This window comes from Stenotrophomonas maltophilia, from assembly GCF_013464485.1.
In the GTDB taxonomy this organism is placed as follows: domain Bacteria; phylum Pseudomonadota; class Gammaproteobacteria; order Xanthomonadales; family Xanthomonadaceae; genus Stenotrophomonas; species Stenotrophomonas maltophilia_AW.
In genome coordinates this window covers 1-22,604 of sequence record NZ_RAUX01000006.1, presented here as the reverse complement: position 1 = coordinate 22,604, position 22,604 = coordinate 1, and the positions used below count along the sequence as shown (strand labels likewise).

Here is a 22,604-nt window from a genome sequence, read left to right as displayed (position 1 = left end):
GCGGCCGGCACTACCGCGGGTGCCGGGTGCAACCCGGCCGGAACCACCCATCCTCAAAGCGGCAGCTGGGTGGTCTGCTTGATCCGCTGCATCGGAATCTCGGTCTTGGTGTTCTGCACCCCGGCAATCCGGTTCAGGTGCTGCATCTGGAACTGCCGGTAGGCATCCAGATCGGCCACCGCCACCCGCAGCAGGAAATCGCAGTCACCGGCCATCAGATGGCATTCAAGCACTTCCGGGAACGACTTGATGCTGTTGATGAAGTGATTGGTGGTGTCCTCGTCCTGCCCGCGCAGCCAGACCCGCACGAACACCGTGAAGCCACGGCCCACCTTGGCCTCATTCAGCAGGGCAACGTAGCGGTCGATGTAGCCGCCCTCCTCCAGCAGCCGCACCCGCCGCAGGCAGGCCGAGGGCGAAAGGCCGACCAGCCGGGCCAACTCCAGGTTCTGCAGGCGACCATCACGCTGCAGGGCATCGAGGATGCGGCGATCGAGGTTGTCGAGCTGGTACTGCATGGAATTTCACCTTTGGCGACCTTGGCCGCATGGAATCTCAATATTCCCGAATCGAATGGCATCAACGCAACCCGATTTCGCGATTGGACCGCTAGCATGGGCCACCCCCACATCGTTGTGCCGTTCCATGGACGCCCGTACCACCCTCCCCCTGCCCGACACCTGCGATACCGCGCCGCGTGCCGAATTCCTGCGCGGACTGCGCGCTGCCGTGCCGGTGATGATCGGCTTCATTCCCTTTGCCCTGGTGCTCGGCGCCCAGGCCGCGCAGAAGGGCCTGAGCGCACTGGAAGTGCCGCTGATGACCGGCCTCAACTTCGCCGGCGGCTCGGAATTCGCCGCCGTCGAACTGTGGACCTCGCCGCCGCATATCGCGCTGATCGTGGCGATCACCGCGCTGGTCAACAGCCGCCACCTGCTGATGGGCGCCAGCCTGGCCCCGCTGCTGCAGCACCTGCCGCGCCGCCGCGTGCTGCCGGCACTGTTCTTCATGTGCGACGAGAGCTGGGCGATGGGCGTGGCCGATGCGCGCCGCCGTGCGCTCGGCTTCAGCCTGGCCTATTACCTGGGCGTGTCGGCAGGCCTGTACACGGTCTGGGTGGCCTGCACCGCGCTGGGCGCGATCGTTGGGCCGATGCTGGGCGACATCCACGCCTACGGCTTCGACATGGCTTTCCCCGCCGTGTTCCTGGTGCTGCTGCGCGGCATGTGGCAGGGCATGAAGGCCGCGCGCCCGTGGCTGGTCAGCCTGGTCGTGGCCGCGGCCACCTACCTGCTGGTCCCGGGCGCGTGGTACGTGGCCAGCGGCGCACTGGCCGGCCTGACGGCTGCCTGGCTGCTGGCAGAGGACGCAGCATGATCTTCAACGGCCTGATCCACTGGACCTCGGTGCTGACCATCGTGCTGATGGCCGCCGCCACCTACCTGACCCGCATCGTCGGCTTCCTCGCGCTGCGCAACCGCACGTTGAGCAAACGCGCAGTGACGGTGATGGAAGCCGCGCCGGGCTGTGTGCTGATCTCGGTGATCGCCCCGGACTTCGTCGCCGACAAGCCCGCCGATCTGGCCGCGCTGGCGATCACCCTGCTGGCCGCCACGCGGCTGTCGATGCTGCCGACGGTGCTGATCGGCGTGCTCTCGGCCGGGGTGCTGCGCTACCTGATGGGCTAAGGCCCTCACCCCACTTGTAGAGCCGAGCCCACGCTCGGCKTGTGCCAACGACAGCCGAGCATGGGCTCGGCTCTACAATTCGAGCGCGTCCATGCGACACCCGGTCGCAGGTCATCGCGCCACCCGCTTGATCAATGTCAAACCGCCCGCCGCCGTGCGGGCGTATTTCTATGCAGGACCCGAACACGCCGGCGTTACCGGCATCCACAAGGACCCTGCGATGAGCTACACCCCCGACAACGCCCAGCTGCTGAATGCCATGCAGAACGTCATGGTGATCTCCACCACCGACCTGCAGGGCAACATCACCTACGCCAACGACCTGTTCTGCACGCTCACCGGCTTCGCCCGCGAGGAGCTGATCGGCCAGCCGCACAGCATCGTGCGTCATCCGGACGTGCCCAAGGCGGTCTACAAGGACATGTGGGACACCATCAAGGCTGGCAAGACCTGGACCGGCATCGTGCCCAACCTCGGCAAGGGCGGCGTGCTCTACGTGGTGGACACCACCGTGCAGCCGCTGTTCGACGCCGACGGCAACATCACCTCGTACATCAGCATCCGCCGCGTGGTGAACGACCTGATGCAGAACTACGACCTGGTCGAGTTCAGCAAGGAAAAGTTCGACGACTTCTACGAGGCCGCGTGAACGCCCTCCCGACCAGTACGCCCTTCAGCCGCCTGCTGGTGGGTTTCGCGTCCGAGTCGGGCAATGCCCGCGCCCTGGCCCAGCGCCTGGGCGCGGACCTGCAGCCGCACGCGCCGCAGGTGCTCCCGTTCAACGATATCGACGTGGCCAGCCTCGGCCACGGCGATGTGCTGCTGGCGATCTCCAGTTCCTTCGGTGACGGCGAACCGCCAGCCAACGGCGAGCAGTTCTTCGAAACGCTGCGCCAGACCCCGACGTTGAGCGGCCTGCGCTATGCGGTGTTCGGCCTCGGTGACACCGGCTACCCCAGCTTCTGCGGCTTCACCAAGGCGCTGGATGCCGCGCTGAGCGAGCGCCAGGCGCAGCCGCTGCTGCACCGCGTGGATGCCGACCTGGGTTACGAGCAGTTCTTCCAGCAATGGCAGCCGGTGCTGGGCCAGGTGCTGGATGGCGACGTGAACGCTGGCCAGGACCTGCACCTGCAGGTGACCGCGTATGGCGAAGACAATGCCTTTGCCGCCCCCATTCTCGAACGTCGCCGCCTGAACAGCAGCGACCCCGCCGCCTGGCACCTGCAGCTGGATATTGCCGGCAGTGGCATGGCGTACCGCGCGGGCGACACCCTGCACGTGGTACCGGAGAACGACCCCGCCCTGCTGCAGGCATTGGCGACCTGGTACGGCGACACCGCCGCCGTGGCCGCCCTGCACGACCGCGAGCTGCGCCTGCTGAGCAAGAGTGTGCTGCGCGAACTGGCCAAGCTCGGCGGTAGCGAGGTACTGAAGGGCCTGTTGAAGGTCAGCCAGAAGCGCGAGCTGGAAGCCTACCTGCACGGGCTGGACCTGCTGGACGTGCTGCAGGACCACGCCACGCCGGCCAGCGTGCCGCTGGCCCGCCTGCGCGAGCTGCTGTCACCGCGCCTGCCGCGCGCCTACTCGATCGCCTCGCACCCCTGCAACGACCAGCTGAGCCTGTGCGTGCGCGAAGTACGCTACACCCTGCGCGGTCGCGAGCGCTTTGGCACCGCCACCGGCAGTCTGCTGCACGGCGGCGATACCGCTCGGGTGTACTGCCGCTCCAATCCCGGCTTCCACCTGCCCGATACCGGCGAAGCCCCCCTGTTGCTGGTCGGCACCGGCACCGGCATCGCACCGTTGATGGGCCTGATGCAGGAGCTGCAGGCCGGTGTCTGCGAACGCGAAGTGCACCTGGTGTTCGGCGAGAAGCACAGCCAGCACGATTACCTGTACCGCGAACAGCTGCAGGACTGGCACGCGCGCGGTGTGCTGGCCGGCCTGCATACCGCGTTCTCGCGCGATGGCGCCGAAAAGGTCTATGTGCAGCATGTGCTGCAGCAGCGCGGCGATGACGTGCGCGATGTACTGGCCCGCGGCGGGCATCTGTACCTGTGCGGCAACAAGAGCCACCTGGAAGGCGCGGTGCGCGAGGCCATCGATGCCATCGGTGGCGAAGGGCGCTGGGACGCGCTGCGGGGCGAAGGCCGCACCCACTGTGAGTTGTATTGATCCATGCCCCTTGATTGAACGGACCCTGGATCGGTAGAGCCGGCCGCKGGCCGGCTGCTCCGKAATCCGTGGTTGCCGGCCMGCGGCCGGCACTACCATCAGATGCAACCATTCATCGCCTGAGCGTCGCAGAACCTCTGAACCGGCAGAGCCGGCCGCTGGCSGGTGGCTCCGKAATCCWTGGTTGCCGGCCWGCGGCCGGCACTACCATCAGATGTAGCCATTCATCGCCAGTGCGTCCATCGCGGGTCAACCGCCGACGATGCGACCATCCACCACGCGTGCTACCTGCTGGCCGAACACGGCCACGTCCTGCGGGTCGTGGCTGATCAACAGCAACGGGATTCCGGTCTTGTCCAGCACCGTCTCCAGCTCCTGGCGCAGATGCTGGCGCAGGTCATGATCCAACGCGGAGAACGGTTCATCCAGCAGCAGCGCCTGTGGCTGCGTGACAAGCGCGCGCGCCAATGCCGTGCGCTGGCGCTGGCCACCGGAGACCTGCGAGGGCAGCAGATCGCCTACCGTGTCGATACGGAATGCGTGCAACCACTGCTCCACCGCGTCGAATCGCTGGCCGGGGCGCGGATTGCGCCAACCCTTCAGCAATCCAAATGCCACGTTCTGTCGCACGCTCAGGTGCGGGAACAACGCGTAGTCCTGGAACACATAGCCCAACCGGCGGCGCTGCGGCGGCAGATCCACGCCGGTGCTCGCATCGAACAGGGTCTGTCCCTGCAGGCGCACATGGCCCTGGCCCGGCTTCAGCAGCCCGGCCACCGCCTTCAGGGTCAGGCTCTTGCCCGCGCCTGAGGGTCCGAACAGCACCACCTGCCGCTGCGTGCACTGCAGCGATACGTCCAACACGAAATCCTGGCCGGCCGCCCGCAGGCGGCGCTGCACCTGCAGGTCAAGCCACATCGCGCAGCTCCCGGCGACGTCCGCCCACCAGCCGAGCGGCCAGCAACAGGATCACGATACAGACCACCGAGGTCAGGATCACCAGCGCATTGGCCTTGCCATCCTGGCCGGCCTGCACCGCCTCGTAGATGGCGATCGACAGCGTCTGCGTACGGCCCGGAATGCTGCCGGCCACCATCAGTGTCGCGCCGAACTCGCCCATCGCGCGTGCAAACGCCAGCAACAGGCCAGCGAGTATGCCGCGCCAGGCCAGTGGCAGCGTGATGCGGAAAAACACCGCCGCTTCGGACACACCCAGCGTTCGTGCGGCCTGCTCCAGCTGACCGTCCACTTCCTCGAACGCCGCGCGTGCCGGCTTGAACACCAGCGGCAGCGAGGCCACCGCCGCAGCAATCACTGCAGCCTGCCAGGTGAACACCAGGTTGATGCCGAACCACGACTGAAGCCACGCGCCGATCGGACCGTTGCGACCGATCAGCACCAGCAGGTAATAACCCAGCACCGTCGGTGGCAGCACCATCGGCAGGGTCAGCAGCGAATCCAGCAGCTCACGGCCGGGAAACCGCCGACGCGCCAGCAGCGCGCCCAGTGCCACGCCCAGCACAAGATTGATCGCGGTGGCCCAGCCGGCCACCTTCAGCGACAACCACAGTGCGCTCCAGTCGAGATCCATGCCTCAGGGCTTGCCGAACCCATGCTTGGCCAGGATCGCCTGGCCCTGTGCCGAACGCACGAAGGCGGTGAAGCGCTTGGCTTCAGCCGGTTGCGCACTGGCCTTGGTCACCGCCAACGGATAGGCAATGCGCCCCGCCACCGGCACCGCGAAGGCACGGCGCACCCGATCGGGCATCGCCTGCGCATCGGTGGCATAGACGAAGCCGGCATCCACCTCACCGCGCGCCACGTAATCCAGCGACTGGCGCACGTTCTGCGTGGTGATGGTCTTGCCCTGCACCGACTTCCACAGGCCTGCCGCTTCCAGCGCGCCCTTGGCATAGCGTCCGACCGGCACGCTGTCCGGATTGCCCAGCGCGATGCGCTGCACGCCGGCACCGGCCAGATCCTTCAGGGTACGCGGCGCGGCCTTGGCCTGCGGCGGCACCACCACCCACAGCGCGTTCGCCGCGAACACCTCGCGGGTACCGGCCGCCAGCAGGTCCTGCTGCTGGGCCTGGTCCATCGTGGTTTCATCGGCCGACGCGAACACATCCACCGGCGCGCCGCGGCTGATCTGCTGCAGCAGCACGCCGGACGCGGCGAAGTTGAAATCCACCTTGGTTCCCGGGTGCGCCTTCTCATAGGCGGTGCCCAGCTCGCGGAAGCTCTCGGTCAGGCTTGATGCCGCCGACACCGTCAGCTCGGCCGCCCAGGCCGGCACCGTGGCCAGCAGTCCCAGCAACAACAGTCCAGCTCGCTTCATCGTCGGCTCCCGGCCAGGTTCAGTTCGGATCGGATTCGTCGGCCACCGCCAGCGCTGCCAGGCGCTCGGGCTGCAGCAGCAGGATCTCGCGCTGCTTCACCGCGATGATCCCATCATCGCTCAGGCGGCGCAGCACGCGGCTGGCGGTTTCCGGTGCCATCCGCAGGTAGTTGGCGATCTCGGTACGCGCCATCGTCAGGTTGAAGCGTGTGGCGGAGAAACCGCGCCGCGCGTAACGCTCGGACATGTCCAGCAGGAACGCGGCCATGCGCTCTTCGGTACGGTGGTTGGCGGCCAGCGTGGCGACCTTGCCGATCTCCGCACTGAGCAGGCTGAACAGCTTGGCCTGCAGCCCTGGCATGCGCGTGGCCAGCGAGCTCAGCTTGGGGAACGAAATGCGGCACAGGTGCACGGTATCCAGCGCCACCGCATTGCAGGGGAAGCGCGAACCATGGATCGCATTCAGGCCGATCACTTCGCCCGGCAGGCTGAAGCCCAGCACCTGCTCGTTGCCCTGGCTGTCATCGACAAAGGTCTTGACCATGCCGGCGCGCACCGCAGCAATCGAATCGAACGATTCGCCGGCGCGGAAGATGTAGTCGCCCGCATGGAACGGACCGACATGGTCGACCAGCACGTGCAGATCGCCCAGCGCGGTCTTGTCGTAACCCTGCGACATGCATGCGTCGGAGAACGCGCAGGTGCTGCAGAAGTGCAGTGCGTCGCCATCATCGGCGGCGGCGGGGTTGGGTGTGGCCCGGCCGAGACGGCCCTGCGAAGGCGGATTCGAAGACATCGGGGCAAGACTCAAGCGATGGCGGCCGCCGGCCGGAAGCATGCGGCCATCATACGCCACAGCAGGCGCCCTTCTTCGGCCAGGCGCAGCACGCGCGCATCCCACTGCGCCCAGCCGCGTGCCAGCAACGGCGACAACGCGGGCAGCTGTCCGGCGAAACATTCCTCGAACGGTTCATCGTTGCGCCACTCGAAGGCAGCCGCATCGAGGGCGTGGTCACAGGCGATGCTCTGCGCCACTTCGGCCACCAACCGCTCGTCCTCGGACAGGATCAGCCCGGCGGAGACTCCCATGTGACCCGCCTGCAGCCGCGCACGCCATTCACCCAGTTCGTCCTCAAGCCTGTAGAACACCTCGCCGATCTGACTGCAGGCGGACAGGCCGAGGCCGATGAAATCACTGCGGTCGCGGCGTGGCACGCCGGCCAGATCGCAATGACGCTGGCCATCGCCCGGGCCATGCGGGTTGGGCAGATCGCCGCGCTGATAGTGATCGCCACCGATCGGTTCATAACCCGCTGCGCGCAGCAGGCGCCAGGCCTGCAGCCAATGGACGGCCGAGGGATGTTCCGGCAACGCACATGGCGCCGGCAGCAGGACGCGCTCCGGTGCTTCGGCCAGCACCTCGAGCAGCCGTTCAATGAAGCCGTTGTCCTCACTGCCCGGCACCCGCAACTGGTAGTAGCGCGCGGTGAATCCAGCATCACGCGCGTGCGCCAGCAGGGTCGGCCCTGGTGCATCGGCGCGATCGATCACATTCAAGCGGGTACAGCCCACCGCGCGCAGCTGTGCCGGGGCAAGCGCGCTGCCTGCGTCCAGCCGCACCTCCACCTGCGGCCGCGCCACGGTACGCAGGTGCTGCGGCACCGCATCCAGAAGCTGGCCCAGCTGCGGCGGCGGCAACGTCTCGGCCAGCCCCAGCTGCAGCACCATCGCCACCACTTCGCGGTCCTCTGCCAGCGTGTCGGCCTGCAGGCGCAGCGCCAGCAGCAGGGTGTCCAGATAGGCCTGCGGCGGCACATCGCGCCCGCCACGACCGGCCTGGAAGCCGAGCGTCAAGCCACGCGGGATCAGGTGCTCGTTGCTGGCGCGCACGGCGGCGCGCCAACCGCTTTCGCCAAAGCCGGTGCTGAACTGGTCAGCCGGCGGAAACAGCACATGCCGCGGCTGCCGCAGCAATGCCGCCTGCAGCGCAGTGTCCTCGCTCTCGTCAACGTGGAAGCTCATGGCAGACATCTTCGCGCGTTCCTCTTCGCGTGGCTCTGATTGAAATCAAGCGTGGCGCATCTGAAGGTTCCTGCCGGCCAGCGACCGGCGCTACCCCATCACCCGCCACGCAACCGCTCGGCGGCGGCCGCATCGATGGCTTCGGGCAGATCGGTCTCGTGGTCGATCTGCGGGAAGTGGCGGCGTTCCATGCGGCGGAGTACAAAGTGCATCCACGCCAGTGCAGCCGCCACCAGCACGAACAGCAGCATGAAGCAGCTGCTCCAGATGCCCACCGCGTCATTCAGCGCGCCGAACACGATCGGCAGGATGAAGCCACCCAGGCCGCCGATCATGCCGACCACACCGCCCACCGCACCCACGTGCTGCGGGTAGTACACCGGAATGTGCTTGTAGACCGCGGCCTTGCCCAGCGACATGAAGAAGCCCAGCACGAACACCAGCACGGTAAACATCACCACACCGATGGCCAGATGGAAGTGGATCGGGCCATGGATGCCCTTCACCACGTACTCGGTATCCGGATAGGCCAGCAGGAAGGTGCAGATGGCCGACACGCCGAAGGTCCAGTACATCACCCGGCGCGCACCCATCCGGTCCGACATCCAGCCACCGACCACGCGGAACAGGCTGGCCGGGATCGAGTAGCACGCCGCCAGCATGCCGGCGTGCCCCACGTCCATGCCGTAGGCGCCCACCAGATAGTGCGGCAGCCACAGCGCCAGCGCCACGAAGCCACCGAACACGAAGAAGTAGTACAGCGAGAACCGCCACACCTGCAGGTTTTTCAGCGGCGCCATCTGCTCGGCGAACGGCACCGGCTTCACGCCCTCGCGGCGACGCTGCTCCAGCGAGGGGTCTTCCTTGCTGAAGAGGAAGAACAGCACCGCCGTGACCGCCAGCGCGACCGCCCATACCTTGGCAACCATGGTCCAGCCCGCGGCCACCATCACCAGCGGCGCCAGCAGCTTGGTCACCGCCGAGCCGATGTTGCCGGCACCAAAGATGCCCAACGCGGTGCCCTGCTTGCTGGCCGGGAACCACTTCGATACGTAGGCCACGCCCACCGAGAAGTTGCCGCCGGCGATGCCCACGCACAGCGCGGCGATCAGGAACTGGGTGTAGGTCTGTGCATAGGTGAGCATCCAGGTGGCCACTGCGCCACACAGCATCACCAGCACCATCACCTTGCGGCCACCGAACTGATCGGACCAGATGCCGAGGAAGACCCGGCTGACCGAACCGGTCAGTACCGGCGTGGCGATCAGCAGGCCGAACTGGGTGTCATTCAGCCCAAGCTGTTGACTGATCTGGATACCGATGATCGAAAAGATCATCCACACCGCGAAGCACACGGTGAAGGCGAACGTGCTCAGCCACAGCGCACGCTGCTGCCCGGCACTGGCGGGGGCAAGGGCCTGGTTCATGGGGTCTCCTCGTTCAATGGGGGTCAGCCGATATCCGCTTCGGCTTCGATCTCGTCCAGCCCGCGCACCGGGTAGCGTTCCTGCAGCTGCAGCAGGTAGGCCTGCACCTCGCGCTGGCGTACCTGCAGCTCCAGGTAATCACGCAGCTGCGGCAGCACCGCCTCGAACGGCTGTGGCTGCCCGTCCTCGCGGGCATCGACGCAGACCACGTGGTAGCCCCAGCGCGATTCCACCGGGAAACCAGCCAGGCCCTCGCGCAGGCGGAACACCTGGCGGTCGAACTCCGGCGTGGTCTGCCCGCGCTGCAACCAGCCCAGGTCGCCGCCCTCGCTGCTGGACGGGCAGCGCGAATGGCGCAGGGCGAAATCGGCGAACAGGTGCGGTGATTCCTTCAGCAGCCCGACCAGCCGCTCGCCTTCGGTGCGTGCGGCGAAGCGCCCGGCCACGTCGTCGGCCGGCGCAGCCAGCAGGATATGGCGCAGGCGCACGCGATCGGGCGAGCGGAAGCGCTCCGGGTTCTGCTCGAAGTAGCGGCGGCAGTCCTCATCACTCGGCACGCGGTCTTCGATCGCATCTTCCAGCAGTTGCTGGATCAGCACTTCCTCGTCGCTTACCCGGTTGCCCTCCGGCGCCTGCAGGCCCAGCCGCTGCGCTTCCAGGCGCAGCAGCTCGCGCACCACCAGTGCACGTGCCGCTTCGGCACGTGACTGTTCCGGGCGCATCGCCCGGTGGTGCTGCATCTCGCGAGCGATGTCGGCCTCGCTGATCGCGGTCTCGTCCACGAACAGCCGGCACGGTGCCGGCTGCCCGAGTGAGCGCGGCCCCTGCACTGCCGCGTCATGGTGGTGCGAATGCGCCTCGGCGGGAACCGGTGCGGCGGAGTCGATCACGGTGATCGGCAGGAACTTCGGCAGGCTGCCCATGGCTTACTCCCGCGGCCCGTAGCGCAGCGTGGCCTGGCGGCGGCGCACCACTTGGTAGGGCCGCCACAGGTAGCTGATCGGAATGCTCCACACGTGCACCAGACGGGTGAACGGCGCGATCAGGAACAGGGTCAGGCCCAGGAAGATATGCATCTTGTAGACCCAGCTGACGCCCTCGATGTAGTCGGCGGCACCGGCACGGAAGGTCACGATGTGCTGCGCCCACTCGGCCAGCTGCACCATCACCCCGCCGTCCAGGTGGCCGGACGAGATGCGGATGCTGTACAGGCCCAGGCACAGCTGGGCGAACAGCAGTACCAGCACCAGGGTGTCACCGAAGCTGCCGGTAGCCCGAATACGCGCATTGAAAAGGCGGCGTACCAGCAGGATGCTGATGCCGATGAAGCACAGTGCGCCGAACACACCACCGACCACCATCGCCAGCATCTGCTTCTGCGACGAGGTGATGAAGTGCTCGTACACCGCATGCGGGGTCAGCAGGCCGACCAGGTGGCCACCGAGGATGGCCAGGATGCCGATGTGGAAGCAGTTGCTGCCGATCCGCATGCCCTTGTCCGACAGCATCTGGCTGGAGCCGGTGCGCCAGGTGTACATGGCCTTGTCATAGCGGGCCCAGCTGCCGATCAGCAGCACCGCCACGGCGATGTACGGGTAGTACTGGAAGGCGAATTGATGCAGGGAGTAACTCATGGCTGGACCTCTCGATGCGAAGGACGGGCCGGCGAACGCACGGGCGGCTTGCAGTCTTCGGCAGGGGCTTCGGCGCCGAAGCGCACCGCCTCCTCCTCCCACAAACGGTCCATGGCCTCGGCGGTATCGTCGCGGACTTCCTCGCTGGCACGCTGGCGCAGCGCCTGCAGATCGGCCTTGCCGTCACCGGCTTCGACCAGGATCTCGAACAGCACCCGGTGCGGCAGCTCACGCTCGGCGGCACGCGCCGCCAGCATCCCAGCGATATGGCCGATGTGGTGCAGCCACTCGCGGGCCTCGCTGCCGGGGCGATGGGCCAGGAACTCCAGCAGCAATGGCAGGTAGTCCGGCAGCTCGCGGGCATCCAGTTCGAAGCCGTTGCGGCGGTAGGTCTCGACCAGGTCGACCATGGCCTGGCCGCGGTCGCGCGACTCGCCATGGATGTGTTCGAACAGCAGCAGGCTCATCGAGCGACCGCGATCGAAACTGGCCAGCCAGGCGGCCTGTGCGTCCAGCGCATCGGTGGCCAGCAGCTGCTGCACGAAGCTGCGCAGCTGCTGGCGGCGGGCGGCGTTCAACGCCGGGTCGTCACAGGCGGCGAGCAGTTCCTCGCCGTGCTCCCACAGTTCTTCGCGGGGGTAGTCCAGCAACACCCCGACCAGCTTGAGCACGCTCATCACACCACCTCCTTGCGACGGTGGTTCGGCCCCTTGTCCACCACGAAGGTGGTGCTCTTGCGCTGGCCGAACAGGTCGGCCGGGCTGTCACCATTGCAGCCGTTGCCGAAGGTGAAGCCGCAGCCGCCGCGCTCGCCGAAGGCGTCGTTGGCATACTCGCGGTGGCCGGTCGGAATCACGAAACGGTCCTCGTAGTTGGCGATGGCCAGGTAGCGGTACATCTCCTCCACCTGGGCGATGCTCAACCCGGTCTGCTTCAGTACCGCAATGTCTTCCACCCCGTCCACGTTCTTGGCCCGGCGCCAGGCACGCATGGCCATCAGCCGCTCCAGCGCGCGTACCACCGGTGCCTCGTCACCGGCCGTCAGCAGGTTGGCCAGGTAGCGCATCGGAATGCGCAGCGACGCCACGTCTGGCAGCTCGCCGCTCATCCCCACCCGGCCACGCTCGGCGGCGGACTGGATCGGCGACAGCGGCGGTACGTACCAGACCATCGGCAACGTGCGGTATTCCGGGTGCAGCGGCAGCGCCAGCTTCCAGTCGATCGCCAGCTTGTACACCGGCGACTGCCTGGCCGCATCCAGCCAGCTGTCCGGGATGCCCTCCTTGCGCGCGGCGGCGATCACCGCCGGGTCGTTCGGGTCCAGGAAGATGTCCAGGTGGGCCTGGTAGAGGTCCTTCTCGGCGGCCACCGAAGCCGCCTCGGCGATGCGGTCGGCGTCGTACAGCATCACGCCCAGGTAGCGGATGCGGCCCACGCAGGTTTCCGAGCACACGGTCGGCTCGCCCATCTCGATGCGCGGGTAGCAGAAGATGCACTTCTCCGACTTGCCGCTCTTCCAGTTGTAGTAGATCTTCTTGTACGGGCAGGCCGAGACGCACATGCGCCAACCGCGGCACTTGTCCTGATCAATCAGCACGATGCCGTCTTCCTCGCGCTTGTAGATCGCACCCGACGGGCACGCCGACACGCACGCCGGGTTCAGGCAGTGCTCGCACAGGCGCGGCAGGTACATCATGAAGGTCTTCTCGAAGGCGCCGTAGATCTCCTTCTGCACCTGGTCGAAGTTGTAGTCGCGCGAGCGCTTGCTGAACTCCGAACCCAGGATCTCCTCCCAGTTCGGGCCCCACTCGATCTTCTGCATGCGCTCGCCACTGATCAGCGAGCGCGGCCGCGCGGTGGGCTGGTGCTGGCTGTCCTTGGCGGTGTGCAGGTTCTGGTAGTCGAAATCGAACGGCTCGTAGTAGTCGTCGATCTGCGGCAGGTCCGGGTTGGCGAAGATCTTGGCCAGCATCCGCCAGCGGCCACCGGCACGCGGCACCAGCTTGCCGGCGCGGGTGCGCACCCAGCCGCCGTTCCACTTGTCCTGGTTCTCCCATTCCTTCGGGTAGCCGATGCCCGGCTTGGTTTCCACGTTGTTGAACCAGGCGTACTCGACGCCCTCGCGCGAGGTCCAGACGTTCTTGCAGGTGATCGAGCAGGTATGGCAGCCGATGCACTTGTCCAGGTTCAGCACCATCGCGATCTGTGCACGGACCTTCATCACACCACCTCCTTGCTGGCCGCAGGAACAGCCTCACCATCAAGCCAATCGATCTTGTCCATCTTGCGCACGATCACGAACTCGTCGCGGTTGGTACCGCAGGTGCCGTAGTAGTTGAAGCCATAGGCCAGCTGCGCGTAGCCGCCGATCATGTGGGTGGGCTTGAGCACGATGCGGGTCACCGAGTTGTGGATGCCGCCGCGGGTCCCGGAAATCTCAGAACCCGGCACGTTGATGATGCGTTCCTGGGCGTGGTACATCATCGCCATGCCCGGCATCACGCGCTGGCTGACCACCGCACGCGCGGCAATCGCACCGTTGACGTTGAACAGCTCGATCCAGTCGTTGTCGACGATGCCGGCGCTGCGCGCGTCGTCCTCGCTGATCCACACGATCGGGCCACCGCGCGACAGCGTCTGCATGATCAGGTTGTCGCTGTAGGTGCTGTGGATGCCCCACTTCTGGTGTGGCGTGATCCAGTTCAGCACGATCTCCTTGTTACCGTTCGGGCGCTGGTTCAGCAGCGGCTCCACCGTGCGCGTGTTGACCGGCGGCCGGTAGCCCATGAAGGCCTCGCCGAAGTCGATCATCCACTCGTGGTCCTGGTAGAACTGCTGGCGACCGGTCACCGTGCGCCACGGAATCAGCTCGTGCACGTTGGTGTAGCCGGCGTTGTAGCTGACGTTGTCGTCCTCCAGGCCCGACCAGATCGGCGAAGAGATGATCTTGCGCGGCTGTGCCTGGATGTCACGGAAGCGGATCGCTTCGTGCTCCTTGCCCACCGCCAGGTGGGTATGCTCGCGGCCGGTGAAGGTCCCCAGCGATTCCCAGGCCTTCACTGCGACGTGGCCATTGGTTTCCGGCGCCAGGTGCAGGATCACCTCGGCCGCATCGATCGCGGTCGAAATGGCCGGGCGACCCTGGCTCACGCCCGCGTCGTGCACGGTGTGGTTGAGCTTGCCGAGGAATTCGACCTCGTGCTTCGTGTCCCAATTCATGCCCTTGCCGCCGTTGCCCAGCTTGTCCAGCAGCGGGCCCAGCGAGGTGAACTTGCGGTACAGGTTCGGGTAGTCGCGCTCCACCACCGTCATCGACGGCATGGTCTGGCCCGGGATGGCCTCGCATTCGCCCTTCTTCCAGTCGGCCACGCCGAACGGCATGCCCAGTTCGTTCGGGGTGTCGTGCAGGGTCGGCACCAGTACCAGGTCCTTCTCCACGCCCAGCACGCCCGGCGCCATCTCGCTTACGGTGCGGGCGACCTCCTTGAAGATCTCCCAGTCGCTGCGCGATTCCCAGGCCGGATCCACCGCCTTCGACAGCGGGTGGATGAACGGGTGCATGTCCGAGGTGTTGAGGTCGTCCTTCTCGTACCAGGTGGCCGTGGGCAGCACGATGTCCGAGTACAGCGCGGTGGTGCACATGCGGAAGTCGAGCGTGACCAGCAGGTCCAGCTTGCCTTCCGGTGCCTCGTCACGCCACGTCACTTCCTCCGGCTTGATCGCCCCCATCTCGCCCAGGTCCTTGCCCTGCAGGCCGTGGCGCGTACCCAGCAGGTGCCGCAGCATGTATTCGTGGCCCTTGCCCGACGAACCCAGCAGGTTCGAGCGCCAGATGAACATCATGCGCGGGTGGTTCTGCTGTGCATCCGGATCGGCGAAGGCGAAGTCCAGCGAGCCGTCCTTGAACTTGCCCAGCGCGTAGTCGGCCGGGGCAACGCCCGCCGCGTCCGCCTCGCGTACCAGCTGCAGCGGGTTGCGGTCCAGCTGTGGCGCACACGGCAGCCAGCCCATGCGCACCGCGCGCAGGTTCAGGTCGGCCAGGCTGCCGCTGTACTTGCTCGCGTCCGCCAGCGGCGACAGCAGCTCGTCCACCTGCAGCTTCTCGTAGCGCCACTGCCCGGTGTTGAAGTAGAAGAACGAGGTGCCGTTCATGTGGCGCGGCGGCCGGCTCCAGTCCAGGCCGAACGCCAGCGGCTGCCAGCCGGTCTGCGGGCGCAGCTTCTCCTGTCCCACGTAGTGGGCCCAGCCGCCACCGGTCTGGCCCACGCAACCGCACATGATCAGCATGTTGATCAGGCCGCGGTAGTTCATGTCGTTGTGGAACTAGTGGTTCATGCCCGCGCCGACGATGATCATCGAGCGGCCGTGGGTCTTGTCGGCGGTACGCGCGAACTCGCGGGCGATCTCGATCACCTCGGCGCGCGGCACGCCGGTGATGCGCTCCTGCCACGCCGGGGTGCCCGGCACCATGTCGTCGAAGCTCGATGCCACGTTACCGCCACCAAAGCCACGGTCCACGCCGTACTGGGCCAGCAGCAGGTCGTAGACCGTGGCCACCAGGGTCTCGCCACCGTCGGCCAGCGCCAGGCGACGCACCGGGATGTTGCGCTCAAGCACGTCGTCGGCCGGCGCCGCGGTCCAGCCATCGGTCTCGATGCCACCGAAGTACGGGAAGCTCACCGCTTCGATGCCCTCATGGCCATCGGCCAGGCTCAGGCGCAGGCGTGTATCGGCGCCCTTGCTTTCCTTCTCCTCGATGTTCCACTTGCCCTTCTCGCCCCAGCGGAAGCCGATCGAGCCGTTGGGCACCACGATCTGGCCGCTGGTCTCGTCATAGGCCAGCGTCTTCCAGTCCGGGTTGTTGGCTTCGCCCAGCCCGCCCAGTTCACTGGCGCGCAGGAAGCGGCCCGGCACCAGGCGGCCGTCGTCGCGGCGTTCCAGGCGCACCAGCATCGGCATGTCCGAGTACTGGCGGCAGTAGTCCTGGAAGTACTGCGAGGGCGAATCGACGTGGAACTCGCGCAGGATCACATGGCCGAAGGCGAAGGCCAGCGCCGCATCGGTGCCCTGCTTGGGGTGCAGCCAATGGTCGGTCAGCTTGGCCAGCTCGGAATAGTCCGGGCAGATCGCCACCGTCTTGGTGCCGTTGTAGCGCGCCTCGGTGAAGAAGTGCGCATCGGGCGTGCGCGTCTGCGGCACGTTCGAGCCCCAGGCGATGATGTAGCGGCTGTTGTACCAGTCGGCCGATTCGGGCACGTCGGTCTGCTCGCCCCAGATCTGCGGCGAGGCCGGCGGCAGATCGCAGTACCAGTCGTAGAAGGACAGGCAGGCGCCGCCCAGCAGCGACAGGTAGCGTGCACCGGCCGCGTAGGACACCATCGACATCGCCGGGATCGGCGAGAAGCCGACCACGCGGTCCGGGCCATACTGCTTCACCGTGTACAGGTTGGAGGCGGCGATGATCTCGTTGGCCTCTTCCCACTGCAGGCGCACGAAGCCGCCCATGCCGCGGCGGGTCTTGTACGAACGCGCCTTCTCCTTGTCCTCCACGATGCTGGCCCAGGCATCGACCGGAGCCTTGCTCTTGCGCGCTTCGCGCCACAGGCGCAGCAGCGTGCCGCGGATCAGCGGGTACTTCAGCCGGTTGGCGCTGTACAGGTACCAGGAATAGCTGGCGCCACGCGGGCAGCCACGCGGTTCGTGGTTGGGCAGGTCCGGGCGCGTACGCGGGTAGTCGGTCTGCTGGGTTTCCCAGGTGACCAGGCCGTTCTTGACGTAGATCTTCCAGCTGCACGAACCCGTGCAGTTCACGCCGTGGGTGGAACGCACGATCTTGTCGTACTGCCAGCGGGCGCGGTAGCTGTTTTCCCAGTCGCGGCCTTCGCTCTTGGCGAATCCGTGGCCATCGGCAAAGGTCTGGGGGTCACGCTTGAAGAACTGCAAGCGGTCGAGGAAATAACTCATCGGGGGTCTCCCTTTGCGGACATCGGCATCGTGGCTGTGTGTGTCATCTGGCTGCGGTGCGTTTTCATGTCGTCAGCAGGGTGTCTCGGCACCGCGCCGGTAGTACCACCACCAGGTCACGGCCAGGCAGGTGACGTAGAAAACAACGAATCCGTACAGCGCCATGTCGGGGCTGCCGGTCAAGGTGATGGACGAGCCGTAGCTCTTGGGAATGAAGAAGCCGCCATAGGCGCCGATCGCACCGGAGAAGCCGACCACCGCGGCCGACTCGATGCTGGCCTGGTGGGCAGCAGCAGCCTTGCCCTCGGCGTTGTCGTTGGCCGACCAGCGCTCATGCAGGGTGCGGAAGATCACCGGGATCATGCGGAACGTAGTTCCGTTGCCGATGCCACTGAGCACGAACAGCGCCATGAAGCTGAGCAGGAAGCCATGGAAGTTGCCGCCCTGGCCGTGGCTGGGCAGGAAGTGCAGCACGCCGAACACCGCCGCGATCATCAGCGCGAACACCCAGAAGGTCAGGCGTGCGCCGCCCCAGCGGTCGGCCATGCTGCCACCCACCGAGCGCATCAGTGCACCGAGCAGCGGGCCGATGAAGGCGTAGGCCAGCGGGTTCACATCCGGGAACTGGCTCTTCACCAGCATCGGGAAGCCGGCCGAGAAACCGATGTAGGAACCGAAGGTACCGATATACAACCAGCACATCAGCCAGTTGTGCTTGCGGCGGAAGATCACCGCCTGCTCGGAGAACGACGAGCGGGCGCTGGTCAGGTCGTTCATGCCGAACCAGGCCGCGATGGCGCACAGCGCGATGGCCGGCACCCAGATGAAGCCGGCGTTCTGCAGGAACAACGGCGCCCCGCCCTCCGCCGTGGGCTGCGGTGCACCACCCAGCGCACCGAACACGCCCACGGTGATGACCAGCGGAATCACCGCCTGCGCCACCGACACGCCCACGTTGCCCAGGCCGGCGTTCAGGCCCAGCGCCAGGCCCTGCTTCTGCTTGGGGTAGAAGAAGGAGATGTTGGACATCGACGAGGAGAAGTTCGCGCCACCGAAGCCGCACAGGATTGCGATGGCCACGAACACCCCGTACGGCGTGGCCGGGTCCTGTACCGCAAAGCCGAGCCAGAGCGTCGGCGCCAGCAGCGAGGCCGTGGACAGCGCGGTCCAGCGGCGGCCGCCGAAGATCGGGATCACGAACGAATAGAAGATGCGCAGCGTGGCGCCGGACAGGCTGGGCAGCGCCACCAGCCAGAACAGCTGGTCGGTGCTGAAGTTGAAACCGATCTTCGGCAGGCTGATCGACACCGCCGAGAACAGCACCCAGACCGAGAAGGCCAGCAGCAGCGAGGGGATCGAGATGACCAGGTTGCGGGTGGCGACCCGCTTGCCGGTGCGCTCCCAGTAGCCGGGATCTTCCGGCGTCCAGTCGCTGATGACGCGACCCGGACGGGCAGTGCTGCGGACAACAGGATCGCTACCGACGGTCATACATGGCTCCAAGGCTGTGGAATGACGTGGGTACTGCGTTTCAAGTTGTGACCCGTCGTCATGCAGCCATTAGGCCGCGCAGCAACAACGACGGGGTTGATCTGGATCAATCAGGGGCCGGTTTCCGCCGTGCCCCTGACAAATGTCAAACCGGTGAAGCGGTGTTGCGGCGGGTCACCCCGCGCTGGCGCACGCTGTCGCGCACGTCCACATCGAACTGCAGCTGAAGCTGGCCGCCATCTTCCAGGGCAATGTCGAATGGCAGCCCATCCCGGCACGGCAGCCGCGCCGCCAAAGCCTCGACTGCCGGGCGCGGCAGTACCAGGCGGCAGAAGGTGCCGCCATCGAGCAGCACCGGTTGATCGCCGCCATGCAGCGACACCGCCATGCCCCAGCCCTCGATGCCGCCAAAGCGGGTCATGTTCTCGACCGATTCACCGGCCAGCAGGCGCGCCAGTTCGGCCTCGTCCAGGCGAAGCCGTACTGATTGATCCTGCAACTGCACTTTCATGACGCAACATCCTCCCATTGTTCGGGGGTATTGCAGTTGACCAGCCCGGCCTCGTCAACCGGCGCCAGGGCCACTGAATTCACACCAAGACGACGCTGCAGGGCCTGCAGCGAGCGCGGACCGTCCGCGTCGTCCAGCATCGATCCAAGTACGTTGCGACAAGCATCGTCTATATCCACCAGCATGGGCAGGGGGTGACCGGCAAAGATCGTGCATGGACCGCGATGGCCGTCACGCAATTGCTGCAGCAATCGCGGCGGCAGCAACGGCGTATCCACCGGCACTACCCAGGCCGGGCCATCGGGCATGCGCATCGCCACGCTGTAGAGCCCGCCCAGCGGCCCACAACGTGCCACGCGGTCCGGCACGCCGCCGAAGGCCGGGTAATTTCCGCTCACCCAGACCGCGCGCGCGCCAGCCTGCATCAACAGGCCCCGCATGTGCTCCAGCAGGGTGCGCCCCTGCCACGGCAGCAGCGCCTTGTCGCGGCCCATCCGGCTGGACAGGCCACCGGCCAGCACGATGCCGTTGATGGTTCCATTCATGGTAGAGCCACGCCATGCGTGGCTGCAGCGGGCTCAATGCTGGTGGTCGTGCGCATGGTCATGGGCATGTGCGGGTTCGCTGTCCGCATGGCACAGGCTGCAACCCTCGCTCCACTCGCTGTCGCCGTCCTCGTAATGCTCCTGCTTCCAGATCGGGCACTGGTGCTTCACCACCTCGATCAACTGCCGGCAGGCCCTGAATGCCTCGTCTCGATGCGGGCTGCCCGCAGCCACCACCACCGCCACATCGCCAATGCCCAACCGGCCCTTTGCATGGGCCACATACAGCTTCAGCTTCGGACCGAACGTCGCCTCGACCTCGGCGGCCAAGCGCTTGAACTCGTTCAGCACCAGCGGCTCGAACAGGTCATAGGTAATCCCGTTCACCGGCCGGCCGATGTTGACGTCGCGCACCTTGCCGATGAACACATCGATGCCACCGAAACCCGGATCGGACACCGCAGCGATGCCCTCGGCCGGATCGATCGACGCCTGCGCGCGATCCACCACTTTGGCGATGATCTTCTCGCTCATGGCTCAGCCCCCGCTTACCGGCGGCAGGATCGCCACCCGGCCATCGTCGGGCAGCGCCTCGTGGTCACGCAGCACGCGTTGCTGGTCGGCGAACGCCGAGTAGTCCAGCAGGCCCGCGCGGAAGCCCGGCCAGCGCGCAGGCAGCAGCTCGCGCAACGCCTGGCGCAGATCAGCCACAGTGCCACCGGCTACCTCCACCGCGATCTCGCGGCTGGCATCCAGATCGGAAAACGCACCAAACAACTGCAGATTCACCTGTTTCATCATGACTCCTGGCTCGCCAGCTGCACCGGGTCATGGTGACCCCAGCCCTGCACGCGCACGTAGGTGCCAGCGTTGGCCAGGTCGCCCTCGGCCTCCAGCACCACCCAGGCGTTGGCCTGCAGCATGGACATCAAACGGAACGACTCCTGCCCGGACAGCACGCGCGCACTCAGGCGCCCCTGACCGTCCACTTCCACCCGCGCACGCGCGTGGAAGCGCAGGCCCGGCGGCTTGCGCACGTCGGCCTGCAGTGGCAGCTGCAACACGGCTTCCGGTGCCAGCCCCAGCAGGCGGCGCAGCACCGGCTCGACGAAGAAGCGCTGGCCCACGGCGGCCGAGACCGGGTTGCCGGGCAGACCGAAATACAGCGCGCCATTGGGCAGCACTGCAAACAGCAGCGGCTTGCCGGGGCGGATCGCCACCTTGTGGAACACGATGCGCGCACCACGTCCACGCAGCGCATCGGGAACGAAATCGTAGCGGCCGGCCGACACCGCGCCTGTGCTGATCAGCAGCTGCGCGCCGGCAGCCAGCGCGTCATCCAGCACCGCATTGAACGCCGCCACGTCATCACCCACCGTGCCCTGCCACACCACTTCGGCACCGGCGGCCTGCAGGCGGCCAACCAGATACGGCCGGTTGCTGTCACGGATCTGGCCGGACTCCAGCGTCTGCGCCGCCTCGGTCACCAACTCCTTGCCGGTAGCGATCACTGCCGCCTTCGGCCGCGCCACCACCGCCACCTGGCCCACGCCGATGGCATGCAGCAGGGTCCGCGCATTGATATCCAGCACCTGCCCGGCCTGCAGCACGCGCTCGCCTTCGCGTACATCCTGGCCGCGCAGGCGCACGTTCTGGCCCTGCTTCACCGTGCCCTTCAAGGCGATGCGGGTCGGGCGGCCCTCCTCGCTGGCGAGGATCTCCACGTTCTCGACCGGCACCACCGTATCCAACCCAACCGGCATGCGCGCACCGGTCATGATTTCCCAGGCACCCTCGCCGCCTTCGGCGCCGGCATCGCCGGCCGCCTGCCAACCCTGCACCGCGAATTCGGTACCGGCTTCGAACGTCGTGCCGTTGGCGCGCAGCGCGAAACCGTCCATCGCAGAATTGTCGAACGGCGGCAGCGACTGCCCACTGATGATGTCACTGGCCAGAGTGCGGCCGCCGGCCTCATGCAACGGCAGGCGCTCGGCCGGCAGCGGCGTGGCCGCATCCAGCAGGTGCTGCAGGGCTTCGCTGTAGGCAATCATCAGTGGCCACCACCATCGACCATCGCCAAAGCGTGGCCCAGCACCGGCGCCAGAATATCGAGGCACTGCGCCGCCGCCTTCGGGCTGCCCGGCAGTGCGAACACCAGCATGTTGCCCAGCTGCACCACCTCGGCGCGGCTCAGCCAGGCCATCGGCGTGTGCTGTGCGCTCAGTGCCCGCACCATCTGCGCCAGGCCATGCACCGGCCGTGCGTTCAAGGAACGCAGCGCCTCCGGGGTCAGGTCACGCGGGCCCAGCCCGGTACCGCCGGTGCACAGGCACAGGCGCACGCCCTCGGCGGCCAGTGCCTGCAGGCGGCCAGCCAACGGCTCGATGCCGTCGGGCAAGATCTCGGCGGCCACGACCTCACCGCCCAGCTTTTTCAGGCCGCTCACCAGGGTTGGGCCGGACACATCTTCATAGGTGCCCTCGCTGGCGCGATCGCTCAGCGTGATCACCGCGCAGGCCGCGCCCTCCAACCCCTTCGGCGCACGCGGCTTGAAGCGTGCACGCTCGGCATCGTCCATGCCATCCGGGTGCAGCCACACACCGCGCTTGCCGCCTTCCTTGAACAGCAGGCGGATGCCTTCGATGCGCAGCGCCGGTTCCACCGGCTTGCTCAGGTCGTACAGGGTCAGCAGCGCCGCGTTGACGCCAGCCAGTGCCTCCATCTCCACGCCAGTGCGCGCCTCGCTGGCGCACTCGCACCACACGCGGATCGCCTGCCGTTCCGGTACCGGCGCGCAGAACACCTGCAC

At 66.8% G+C, this 22,604-nt stretch carries 22 protein-coding genes and 1 pseudogene; 4 read left to right on the top strand and 19 right to left on the bottom strand.

Translation table 11 applies throughout. The annotated features are described in order from the left end of the window. Positions 1 to 53 precede the first annotated feature (53 nt). Positions 54 to 518 carry an Lrp/AsnC family transcriptional regulator gene (locus D7Y61_RS03200; RefSeq protein WP_005413654.1) on the bottom strand — a complete coding sequence of 155 codons (465 nt, stop codon included), beginning with the start codon at positions 516 to 518 and terminating at the stop codon, positions 54 to 56. Positions 519 to 645: 127 nt separating this feature from the next. On the opposite strand from D7Y61_RS03200, the gene D7Y61_RS03195 reads away from it, so the two are divergent. The 4 genes from D7Y61_RS03195 (at position 646) to D7Y61_RS03180 (ending at position 3,863) form a co-directional block, all read left to right on the top strand. After that, entirely contained in the window at positions 646 to 1,377 is a 732-nt protein-coding gene (locus D7Y61_RS03195) for an AzlC family ABC transporter permease (RefSeq protein ID WP_180864964.1), read from the top strand. Next, positions 1,374 to 1,688 carry an AzlD family protein gene (locus D7Y61_RS03190; RefSeq protein ID WP_180864962.1) on the top strand — a complete coding sequence of 105 codons (315 nt, stop codon included), beginning with the start codon at positions 1,374 to 1,376 and terminating at the stop codon, positions 1,686 to 1,688. Before D7Y61_RS03195 ends, D7Y61_RS03190 begins: the two co-directional genes overlap by 4 nt. Positions 1,689 to 1,908: 220 nt before the next feature. Next, the gene (locus tag D7Y61_RS03185) at positions 1,909 to 2,337 is read left to right on the top strand and encodes a PAS domain-containing protein (RefSeq protein ID WP_005409905.1); all 429 of its coding nucleotides are present in this window, start codon (positions 1,909 to 1,911) and stop codon (positions 2,335 to 2,337) included. Then, a complete protein-coding gene (locus D7Y61_RS03180; protein WP_180864959.1) occupies positions 2,334 to 3,863 on the top strand; it encodes a flavodoxin domain-containing protein in 1,530 nt (509 codons plus the stop codon). The genes D7Y61_RS03185 and D7Y61_RS03180 overlap by 4 nt, the downstream gene beginning before the upstream one ends. Before the next feature lie 249 nt (positions 3,864 to 4,112). Here D7Y61_RS03180 and D7Y61_RS03175 read toward each other — a convergent pair whose 3' ends face one another. The 18 genes and pseudogenes from D7Y61_RS03175 to D7Y61_RS03090 form a co-directional block, all read right to left on the bottom strand. Then, complete coding sequence (locus D7Y61_RS03175) at positions 4,113 to 4,781, bottom strand: ATP-binding cassette domain-containing protein (protein WP_180864957.1); 669 nt, start codon at positions 4,779 to 4,781, stop codon at positions 4,113 to 4,115. Continuing rightward, positions 4,771 to 5,454, bottom strand: a complete 684-nt coding sequence (gene modB / locus D7Y61_RS03170; RefSeq protein WP_005413347.1) for a molybdate ABC transporter permease subunit — start codon at positions 5,452 to 5,454, stop codon at positions 4,771 to 4,773. The genes D7Y61_RS03175 and modB overlap by 11 nt, the downstream gene beginning before the upstream one ends. Before the next feature lie 3 nt (positions 5,455 to 5,457). Further along, positions 5,458 to 6,201, bottom strand: a complete 744-nt coding sequence (gene modA, locus D7Y61_RS03165) for a molybdate ABC transporter substrate-binding protein (RefSeq protein WP_180864955.1) — start codon at positions 6,199 to 6,201, stop codon at positions 5,458 to 5,460. 19 nt (positions 6,202 to 6,220) lie between these two features. Further along, the gene (locus D7Y61_RS03160; protein ID WP_180864953.1) at positions 6,221 to 6,997 is read right to left on the bottom strand and encodes a helix-turn-helix domain-containing protein; all 777 of its coding nucleotides are present in this window, start codon (positions 6,995 to 6,997) and stop codon (positions 6,221 to 6,223) included. Between the two features lie 11 nt (positions 6,998 to 7,008). Continuing rightward, positions 7,009 to 8,223: a coproporphyrinogen III oxidase gene (locus tag D7Y61_RS03155; RefSeq protein ID WP_180864950.1), complete on the bottom strand. Its 1,215-nt coding sequence runs from the start codon at positions 8,221 to 8,223 to the stop codon at positions 7,009 to 7,011. Between the two features lie 98 nt (positions 8,224 to 8,321). Beyond that, a complete protein-coding gene (locus D7Y61_RS03150) occupies positions 8,322 to 9,650 on the bottom strand; it encodes an MFS transporter (RefSeq protein WP_180864948.1) in 1,329 nt (442 codons plus the stop codon). A gap of 23 nt (positions 9,651 to 9,673) precedes the next feature. Then, on the bottom strand, positions 9,674 to 10,573 hold the full coding sequence (locus tag D7Y61_RS03145; protein WP_180864946.1) for a peptidylprolyl isomerase: 900 nt from the start codon (positions 10,571 to 10,573) through the stop codon (positions 9,674 to 9,676). 3 nt (positions 10,574 to 10,576) lie between these two features. Continuing rightward, positions 10,577 to 11,284 (bottom strand): respiratory nitrate reductase subunit gamma, encoded by a 708-nt coding sequence (gene narI, locus D7Y61_RS03140; protein WP_180864944.1) that lies wholly within the window; start codon positions 11,282 to 11,284, stop codon positions 10,577 to 10,579. Further along, the gene (gene narJ, locus D7Y61_RS03135; protein ID WP_049439032.1) at positions 11,281 to 11,961 is read right to left on the bottom strand and encodes a nitrate reductase molybdenum cofactor assembly chaperone; all 681 of its coding nucleotides are present in this window, start codon (positions 11,959 to 11,961) and stop codon (positions 11,281 to 11,283) included. Before narJ ends, narI begins: the two co-directional genes overlap by 4 nt. Beyond that, on the bottom strand, positions 11,961 to 13,505 hold the full coding sequence (narH, locus tag D7Y61_RS03130; RefSeq protein WP_180864942.1) for a nitrate reductase subunit beta: 1,545 nt from the start codon (positions 13,503 to 13,505) through the stop codon (positions 11,961 to 11,963). The genes narJ and narH overlap by 1 nt, the downstream gene beginning before the upstream one ends. Continuing rightward, positions 13,505 to 17,248, bottom strand: a pseudogene (locus D7Y61_RS03125) (nitrate reductase subunit alpha). Before D7Y61_RS03125 ends, narH begins: the two are co-directional and overlap by 1 nt. A 72-nt stretch (positions 17,249 to 17,320) precedes the next feature. Then, entirely contained in the window at positions 17,321 to 18,739 is a 1,419-nt protein-coding gene (locus D7Y61_RS03120) for a NarK family nitrate/nitrite MFS transporter (RefSeq protein ID WP_180864940.1), read from the bottom strand. 145 nt (positions 18,740 to 18,884) lie between these two features. Next, the gene (locus D7Y61_RS03115) at positions 18,885 to 19,250 is read right to left on the bottom strand and encodes a hypothetical protein (protein ID WP_012511276.1); all 366 of its coding nucleotides are present in this window, start codon (positions 19,248 to 19,250) and stop codon (positions 18,885 to 18,887) included. Further along, positions 19,247 to 19,795 carry a molybdenum cofactor guanylyltransferase gene (gene mobA, locus D7Y61_RS03110; RefSeq protein WP_180864938.1) on the bottom strand — a complete coding sequence of 183 codons (549 nt, stop codon included), beginning with the start codon at positions 19,793 to 19,795 and terminating at the stop codon, positions 19,247 to 19,249. Before mobA ends, D7Y61_RS03115 begins: the two co-directional genes overlap by 4 nt. 33 nt (positions 19,796 to 19,828) lie before the next feature. Then, positions 19,829 to 20,329: a molybdenum cofactor biosynthesis protein MoaE gene (locus D7Y61_RS03105; protein WP_153855508.1), complete on the bottom strand. Its 501-nt coding sequence runs from the start codon at positions 20,327 to 20,329 to the stop codon at positions 19,829 to 19,831. Positions 20,330 to 20,332: 3 nt separating this feature from the next. Continuing rightward, positions 20,333 to 20,593: a MoaD/ThiS family protein gene (locus tag D7Y61_RS03100; RefSeq protein ID WP_006371550.1), complete on the bottom strand. Its 261-nt coding sequence runs from the start codon at positions 20,591 to 20,593 to the stop codon at positions 20,333 to 20,335. Further along, positions 20,593 to 21,846: a molybdopterin molybdotransferase MoeA gene (locus tag D7Y61_RS03095; RefSeq protein ID WP_180864936.1), complete on the bottom strand. Its 1,254-nt coding sequence runs from the start codon at positions 21,844 to 21,846 to the stop codon at positions 20,593 to 20,595. Before D7Y61_RS03095 ends, D7Y61_RS03100 begins: the two co-directional genes overlap by 1 nt. Further along, positions 21,846 to 22,604: bifunctional molybdenum cofactor biosynthesis protein MoaC/MoaB (locus D7Y61_RS03090; protein ID WP_180864934.1), on the bottom strand; the 759-nt coding region annotated here is incomplete at its 5' end. The genes D7Y61_RS03095 and D7Y61_RS03090, both read right to left, overlap by 1 nt.